The following is a 7,295-nucleotide window of genomic DNA, read 5'->3' as shown; positions in this document are numbered from 1 at the left end:
GGGCGGCCAGCGCTGGGACACCTCGAGCCTCATCAAACGTTTGTAAAAGCGCGCGCCAGCCTTGAGCCGAACGCGCGCTTTACTGGAACGATCACCCACGGCTTGGGGCGTGGGTTTGGCGCTCTTGGGCGCCATCTTTTTTTCTGGCAAGGCCATTGTGGTGAAGCTGGCGTATGCCTACCCGGTTGACGCATCCACCCTGCTGGCCATGCGCATGCTGTTGTCGCTTCCGCTGTTTTTGGGCGCGCTCATCTTCACAGTGCTCCGAGAAAAAAATGCCGTGAAAATGACAGTCAAAGATTATGGCCTGATTACCCTGGCTGGCCTGCTGGGCTACTACCTCGCCAGTCTGTTTGATTTCATGGGCTTGCAATACATCACGGCGGGGCTTGAACGGCTCATCTTGTTCACCTATCCCTCCATCGTTCTGCTGATTGCCTGCATCATCAAACACCAATGGCCCCAACCATGGCAACTGATGTGCATGGCGCTCAGCTACGTAGGTCTTGCTGTGGTTTACGGCCATGAAACCGTGCTGGTTGGCGACAACACAGCTCTGGGCGTGGTGCTGGTTTTTGTGTCTGCGGTTTGCTATGCAAGTTACCTCATTGTGGGCGAAAGGTTGCTGAAACGGTTGGGTACCATACGGGTCACAGCCATGGCCACCCTGGTTTCCGCAGCAGCCATTCTGATACAAATCAACTTGCAACAGCCGTTGAGCATTATTGTTGAACAACCCTTGCCCGTGTGGGGCTGGTCGCTGGTGAACGCAGTGTTCTGTACTTTTGTACCTGTATTCGCCGTGATGACAGCCATCAGCCTGATCGGCGCACCGCGCGTGTCCCAACTGGGCATGATTGGCCCAATCGCCACGATCGTTTTGGGCACCTGGATTTTAAAAGAACCATTCACCATTTGGCATGCTGTGGGAACTGCACTTGTAATTGCAGGTGTGGCTCTGCTGAGCATGAAAAAAGAAGCAAAGGAAGGAGCTACAACATGAGTACTACACCCGCAAAAATTGTTCGTTTTTACAACCCCGGTGCGCCTGATGTGTTGAAAATGGAAGACATCGAAGTGGGACCACCCAAAGCCGGGGAAGTGCAGGTTGAGCACAAAGCCATTGGCCTGAATTACATTGAAGTGTACTGGCGCACTGGCGTTTACCCACAACCCCTACCCTGCTGCCCTGGCACCGAAGGTGCAGGTATTGTGCGCGCAGTTGGCGAAGGTGTAACTGACCTGAAAGTGGGCGACCGCGTGGCCTATGGCTCCGGCCCGGTGGGTTCGTATGCCACGGTACGAAACATGCCGGCACACCCGTTGGTGAAAATTCCGGACAGCATTGATTTTGAAACCGCCGCCGCCATGATGCTGAAAGGCTTCACTGCACAGTACCTGCTGCGCCGCGTGTACAAAGTGCAAGCCGGTGAAACCATACTGTTTCATGCAGCAGCAGGTGGAGTTGGCACCATTGCCACACAATGGGCAAAATCGCTGGGTGTACGGGTGATCGGTACCGTGTCCACACGAGAGAAAGCAGAACTGGCCAAAGCCAATGGTTGCGCTGAAGTGATTGTTACCAGGGAAGAAAACATTGTGGACCGGGTAAAGGAACTGACAGGTGGCAAGGGCGTGCCCGTGGTGTATGACAGCGTGGGCAAAGACACCTTTGTTGATTCCCTGAACTGCTTGAAACCCCGCGGCATGATGGTCAGCTATGGCAATGCCAGCGGCAAGGTAGACCCTGTACCACTGCAGTGGCTTGCTGAGCGCGGTTCATTGGTACTGACCCGCCCCACCGTAGCTTCTTTCACTGTGGACAAAGCGGAAATGCTGGAAAGTGCAGCTGAAATGTTTGGTGTGGTGGCCAGTGGTGCGGTGAAAATTCAAATCAACCAGCGGTTTGCACTGGCTGATGTGGTGAAGGCACACACCGAACTTGAAGGACGACGCACAACAGGCTGCACAGTGCTGATTCCTTAACGCGCTGAGTGTTACATGCCCGATCGGCTTGGGTTCCGATTTCTGCGGCTTTGTTAATAGCTCAATCGGCTTGGGTTCCGTTCCCTCGTAGCTTTCTTAGTGGCTCAATCGGCTAGGATTTCGCTCTCTCGCCAGAAAACCTGTACCCCCCTTGCTGGGCCTTGCGATGCCTGAGAACGACCCTCCTAAACTGCGGGTCGGGTTCGTTCACTGTCGCCCATTCTGGGCGACACCGGCCCTGCTCGGCACACAAGGGCAGGTTTTCTTGAAGGCGAGGCGATCGAAACACCGCCGCCGATTGGGCTGCATATCCGTACGTGAGCTGTGAAGTGGTGCAAATTCGCCAGCGTCGACAGGGCTTTGAACACAGTCGTGCGTCGCTCGGTGATGGCGAAGCGCTGCACGAGAAGCTGGGCGCTGAACTTGCAGATGGGCGCACTCTGCGGGTTTGAGCCAACTCGGCGGCGGGATTGCTTGGGGCGCACTTCAAGAAAACCGCCCCGTTTGAGTTGATTCGCAGCGGTCGGCTTCATGCCGACACCGAGACTCGGCCCGCACTTTTGCCGAGCTCGGTGAGCAAGAATCAATTCAAAAAGGGATTCAGCGGTTTTCTGTGCGGAACAAGTAACCCACGCCGAGTTAGCAACAAACAGCAGCAGTGACCCTTCAAGTTCAGCTCCCAACTCACCTACAACGCCACATGCCCAGTCTGCTGCGCAGGCTGCAGCGACACGTCCTTACTTGAAGATGCATTGCGTGAATTCGCGGTTTTCACTGTGTAAATTTTCAGCTGAACACCATGCTGCTGCTCTGCCTCCCGCACCCGACCGATGAAATGGCGCGACACCACCTGCCCCTTGGACAACCACATGAACCCGTCCGGACCCTCGAAATCACGCGCCAATACCAAACCCTCGTACAAGTCCTCGCCATGCAAAATTTTCTCGTTGGCTTTTTCCGCAGCCTTCAGTTTCACGAGGGCCGTGGGCAACACCGCAATCACCTTGGGATCGTAACGTTTGCCTGCCGCACCCACCAAAAATGTCTGGGCTTGAAATTCATCAAAAGCCTTGGATGCAAGCCAACCTTGTTGCAACTCATCGTAATCCTCGGCCACTGCAAGAATTCGTGCACCCAAAGGAATACCCTCACCCTGCAACCCATCGGGAAAGCCTTGACCATCGTAACGCTCATGGTGGTGTCGAATAATTTCAGACACATGTGACATTTCCGACATTCCGTGAAAAGCCGCTTGGGCCTTCATAGGGTGCTTCATCAAGGCCACTCGAGCGTCGCCCTTCAATTCCACCACGGGTTTAAACAGCGTGTCGTCACTCAAACCCAGCTTGCCGATGTCATGCAACAGAGAGGCCACATAGATGTCCTGCAACGCCGATTCGCTGGCATGTAGTTCCTTGGCAATCAGGCGAGCCAATTCTGCAACCCGCAAGCCATGGGCAGCCAATTGCGGCGAACGCAACTCCATTAAATTGGAAAACGACTTCACTGCAGCCAGGTACTGCATGCGCATCTCACGCTGAATTTGCTCCAGCATCAATTGCATTTGGTGGGTTTCAGCACGCTGTGATTCCAGCTGCTGATTCAAACTCGAGTTAACACCCTGCAAACTTTCAACTTCTTTGCTTAACTTGTCAGTATTGCCTTGAAACTCCGCCAACTGGCGCTCTAGTTCCTTAATCAACTGCTTGTCATCGGTGGCTTGTTCAACTGACATGGTGCGGTTCCCTTGCGAATGCGGCGCATTCTCCTCGAGTGGAATAACGGCAGGCTTTTCAGAAACCTGAAACCCTTTACCCCTCTAAATAGGGGGGTAGTTTTACTGAATCTGAAATGATCGATTGTCAGTATTAATTGCTAGAACCAATCGAGTCACAAAGACCCCGGGAAGACGAGACATGAGACATGCCCTACTTTGCACCTTGGCGCTGTGTGCAGCCCTGGCCGCTTGCAGTTCCGATTCAGACACCACCGCTGGAAATACCGATGGTCGTACGACACCGAATGAAGTCGAGACAGTGCCCACGGCATTCAATATTGCAAACCAGTGTGTCGCAATACAATCTTTGGCCAACAACAAATTTGTAGCGCTGAGCAGTGACGGCAGCTACAGCGTCACTGAGGCCACTGCGGTGAACGCAGCGCCTTTTTACCTCAAGCCCACGGCTTTGGGAAAGTACATGATTTACAACCGCGACGAAGCCATGATGCAAGCCGTGGGCAATTCGGCAGGTACGCCAGTGGGTAGCAATACCGCGTTCTCCGACGCAATTGAATGGTCTGTTCAAGAGGATGAAAAAGGACGCGGTGGTTTTTCGCTGACCAATACTGGCAACACCATGAAACTGGCCCTGCTCGGATTCAGCAATGGTTTGGGCACCGTTGAAAGTGCAGGCAATAGCGAAGAAACCCTGTTTCAGTTTGTGAAAGCCACGGGCTGTGCCGAGTTTCCTGAAATTTCGACCAACACGGAAGGCCGCACATTTGCGGGCGCTGGTTTGAATCGCGCCGTCAAGGGTTTTGCTGATGTGCACAACCACATCACTGCCACCACCTTTCTGGGTGGAGCACACCACGGCACTCCTCACCACCGGTTTGGCGTAACGCAGGCGCTGGGTAGTTGCGAGGCCAACCATGGTCCGATGGGCCGGCTTGATCTGGTCGACAATCTGTTCAAGTTTTCGCCACAGGCCACTCACGACACTCAGGGGTGGCCCACCTTCCGCAGCTGGCCAGCCGCCGACGCACTGACGCACGAGGGCCTTTATTACAAATGGCTGGAGCGTGCCTGGCAAGCCGGCTTGCGAATTTTCGTGACCAATCTGGTTGAAAACGAAACCCTGTGTAATCTGGTGAAGGTCAGTAAGGGCCGCCCCCTCGCCAATTGCAACGAAATGGAAAGCGCAGTTACCCAGATTGAGTATGTGAAGCAGCTTGAAAGCTACATTGATGCTCAGGAAGGCGGCCCCGGGAAAGGCTGGTTCCGAATTGTGACCAGCCCGGCGGAAGCCCGCAGAGTGATTAACGAGGGCAAGCTGGCCGTGGTATTGGGCATTGAAATTTCACACCTGTTCAACTGCGGCATCAAGCTGGGTCAAAACCAGTGCGACGAGGCCGAAATCGACAAACAACTGGATCGACTTCACGCCTTGGGTGTTCGGCAAATGTTCCCGATCCACGAATTTGACAACGCATTCGGTGGCAACGGGATTTTCGATGGTGCAGTGCTGAACGTGGGCAACTTCCTGGACACTGGTGCCTTCTGGCAAACCTACGATTGCCCCGGTGGCGACAACAATTACGCCGACTATATTTTGCGTCAGCCCGGCGCAGTGATGACGTCAGCGCCCGGTTTGGGCAACGACCCACTGACACAAGCGCTGATTGCCAACAACCCAGGTGTGGCCCCAATCTACCCCACGGGTGAAAACCAGCGCCAGTGTAATCGCCGCGGCCTGACCGAACTGGGTAAATATGCCTTCAAGCGGTTAATGGAGAAAGGCATCATCATCGAAGTGGACCATATGGAGTTGAGCATCAAAGGTGACTTGATCGAGATGGCTGATCGCCAACAGCCCAAGTACCCACTGGTGTCCACCCACGGCGCACACGGTGGCATTACTCGGGAGCAGGGCCGGAAAATTCTGGCAGCTGGCGGCATTATTTATCCCTACCAGGGCAATGCACAAAGCTGGACTGAAGACCTGAAAGTCATCGCCCCGCTGAAAAGCCAACAATTTGATTTCGCGATGGGTTTTGGTGCTGACACCAACGGCTTGGGTGCCCAGGCAGGCCCGCGGGGTGCGGACCGCCCGCAAATCACCTATCCCTTCACCCTGTTCCAGGGACCCGATTGGGCCGGTGTATTCAACACGAATGTGAGCCCTGTGAAATTTGACAAACAAACCAGCGGCGAGCGAGTGTTTGATGCCAACACCGAGGGGCAGGCCCACTACGGGCTAAAAGCGGACTGGGTCGAAGAATTGCGCCTCGAGGGCGGCAACGAGGCCTTGAAGGCACTCTACAATTCAGCTGAGGTGTATATTCAAATGTGGGAAAGGACCACCGCGAAACGACCTCAAATTAATCCATGAACACACGCGCACTTGTTTACCTCGGCCTGGCCAGCGCCACGCTGGCCGGGGCTTATCTTTACGTTCAGTCATTGCCCACTGAAACTGTCACTGCCCCAACGACGCAAGGCGATGCCGCACAGGCGCTGGAGTCCTTGTCCATCATCGACGGCAGCCTGACCACGGGTTCCTACCGCGCAACCGTTCGCCAAGGGCAGCGTATTCAGTTTTTGGTTCACAGCAATCAAACAGATTCACTGATTGTTGAAGGGCTGGATGCGCGCGTACCACTTCCAGGCAATCAAACCACATTGGTCAGTATTGCAGCCGATACGCCAGGCACCCATGCCATTGAACTTGATCTTTCCGGTACCACCATCGGTAGCATCGAAGTCACGCCATGACGCTGGCGCTGGTGTTGCTGCTGAGCCTTGCGGCATTCATCACCTCCAGCATCACCGCCGCCACCGGAATCGGTGGTGGAGTTGTGTTGCTGGCATTGATGGCTCAACTGGTACCGCCAGCCATTTTGATTCCCCTGCACGGTGCAGCCCAACTGATGTCCAATACCAACCGTGTGTTGGTGCAACGCAAATTCATCAATTGGGATTACATCAAACCCTTTCTGCTCGGCTCCGTTGTGGGTGGCGCGTTGATTACGCCGCTGGCGCTTTACATGCCCGTGCCCGTAGGGCAGGTATTGCTGGGCCTGTTCATCATTCTGGCCACCTGGAAAAGTGCGTGGTTGCGCTTGGCCAACTGGCCACCCGCAGCTTCGGGTGGAATTACCACCGGGCTTAGCCTGGTGCTGGGTGCCACCGGCCCGTTGGTGATGTCAGTGTTACCCAAGTCTGCATGGGAAAGGCAAGTGGTGGTGGGTACGCATGGCATGGCCATGGTGATTCAACACGGCATTAAAGTCATCGCTTTTTCAACGCTCGATGTAAGTTTGATGGAATACTGGCCCCTGCTGTTGGGCATTGGCGTCGCAACACTGGCTGGCAACCTCATGGGGGCCAGGCTGCTGGCACGTGTGCCAGAAGACAAATTCACGATCCTGTTGAATTGGCTGCTGACTGCACTGGCCTTGCGATTGGTGTATCAGGGCCTCAGTACGATTCTTTCCCCGGGAACCTAACCATTTCGGGTTCCCATTCAACAGGGATATCAAGCGATCAATTGTGTTTCACACTCAAGGCTGCACACAACTCACACGCC

General features: G+C 54.7%; 7 protein-coding genes. 6 read left to right on the top strand and 1 reads right to left on the bottom strand.

From position 1 onward, the window contains the following. Positions 1 to 109 precede the first annotated feature (109 nt). From A0129_RS12640 to A0129_RS12630, 3 genes are all read left to right on the top strand, one after another. Positions 110 to 1,003: a DMT family transporter gene (locus tag A0129_RS12640; protein WP_291715477.1), complete on the top strand. Its 894-nt coding sequence runs from the start codon at positions 110 to 112 to the stop codon at positions 1,001 to 1,003. Next, a complete protein-coding gene (locus A0129_RS12635; RefSeq protein WP_291715475.1) occupies positions 1,000 to 1,986 on the top strand; it encodes a quinone oxidoreductase in 987 nt (328 codons plus the stop codon). Before A0129_RS12640 ends, A0129_RS12635 begins: the two co-directional genes overlap by 4 nt. A gap of 317 nt (positions 1,987 to 2,303) precedes the next feature. Further along, positions 2,304 to 2,438 carry a hypothetical protein gene (locus A0129_RS12630; protein ID WP_291715473.1) on the top strand — a complete coding sequence of 45 codons (135 nt, stop codon included), beginning with the start codon at positions 2,304 to 2,306 and terminating at the stop codon, positions 2,436 to 2,438. A 236-nt stretch (positions 2,439 to 2,674) separates the two neighbouring features. Here A0129_RS12630 and A0129_RS12625 read toward each other — a convergent pair whose 3' ends face one another. Next, the gene (locus tag A0129_RS12625; RefSeq protein WP_291715471.1) at positions 2,675 to 3,721 is read right to left on the bottom strand and encodes an HD domain-containing phosphohydrolase; all 1,047 of its coding nucleotides are present in this window, start codon (positions 3,719 to 3,721) and stop codon (positions 2,675 to 2,677) included. A 181-nt stretch (positions 3,722 to 3,902) separates the two neighbouring features. Here A0129_RS12625 and A0129_RS12620 point away from each other — a divergent pair, with 181 nt between their 5' ends. Genes A0129_RS12620 through A0129_RS12610 form a run of 3 tightly spaced genes read left to right on the top strand, consistent with a single transcriptional unit; the run spans position 3,903 to position 7,215 of the window. Continuing rightward, the gene (locus A0129_RS12620; protein WP_291715469.1) at positions 3,903 to 6,098 is read left to right on the top strand and encodes a membrane dipeptidase; all 2,196 of its coding nucleotides are present in this window, start codon (positions 3,903 to 3,905) and stop codon (positions 6,096 to 6,098) included. After that, positions 6,095 to 6,481 carry a hypothetical protein gene (locus tag A0129_RS12615; protein ID WP_291715467.1) on the top strand — a complete coding sequence of 129 codons (387 nt, stop codon included), beginning with the start codon at positions 6,095 to 6,097 and terminating at the stop codon, positions 6,479 to 6,481. The genes A0129_RS12620 and A0129_RS12615 overlap by 4 nt, the downstream gene beginning before the upstream one ends. Continuing rightward, positions 6,478 to 7,215 (top strand): sulfite exporter TauE/SafE family protein, encoded by a 738-nt coding sequence (locus tag A0129_RS12610; RefSeq protein WP_291715465.1) that lies wholly within the window; start codon positions 6,478 to 6,480, stop codon positions 7,213 to 7,215. Before A0129_RS12615 ends, A0129_RS12610 begins: the two co-directional genes overlap by 4 nt. Positions 7,216 to 7,295 lie beyond the last annotated feature (80 nt).

The organism is Limnobacter sp. CACIAM 66H1 (genome assembly GCF_001601825.1).
Lineage (GTDB): Bacteria > Pseudomonadota > Gammaproteobacteria > Burkholderiales > Burkholderiaceae_B > Limnobacter.
The sequence above is the reverse complement of the archived record's forward strand: the minus strand, read 5'-3'. Positions and strand labels throughout refer to the sequence as shown.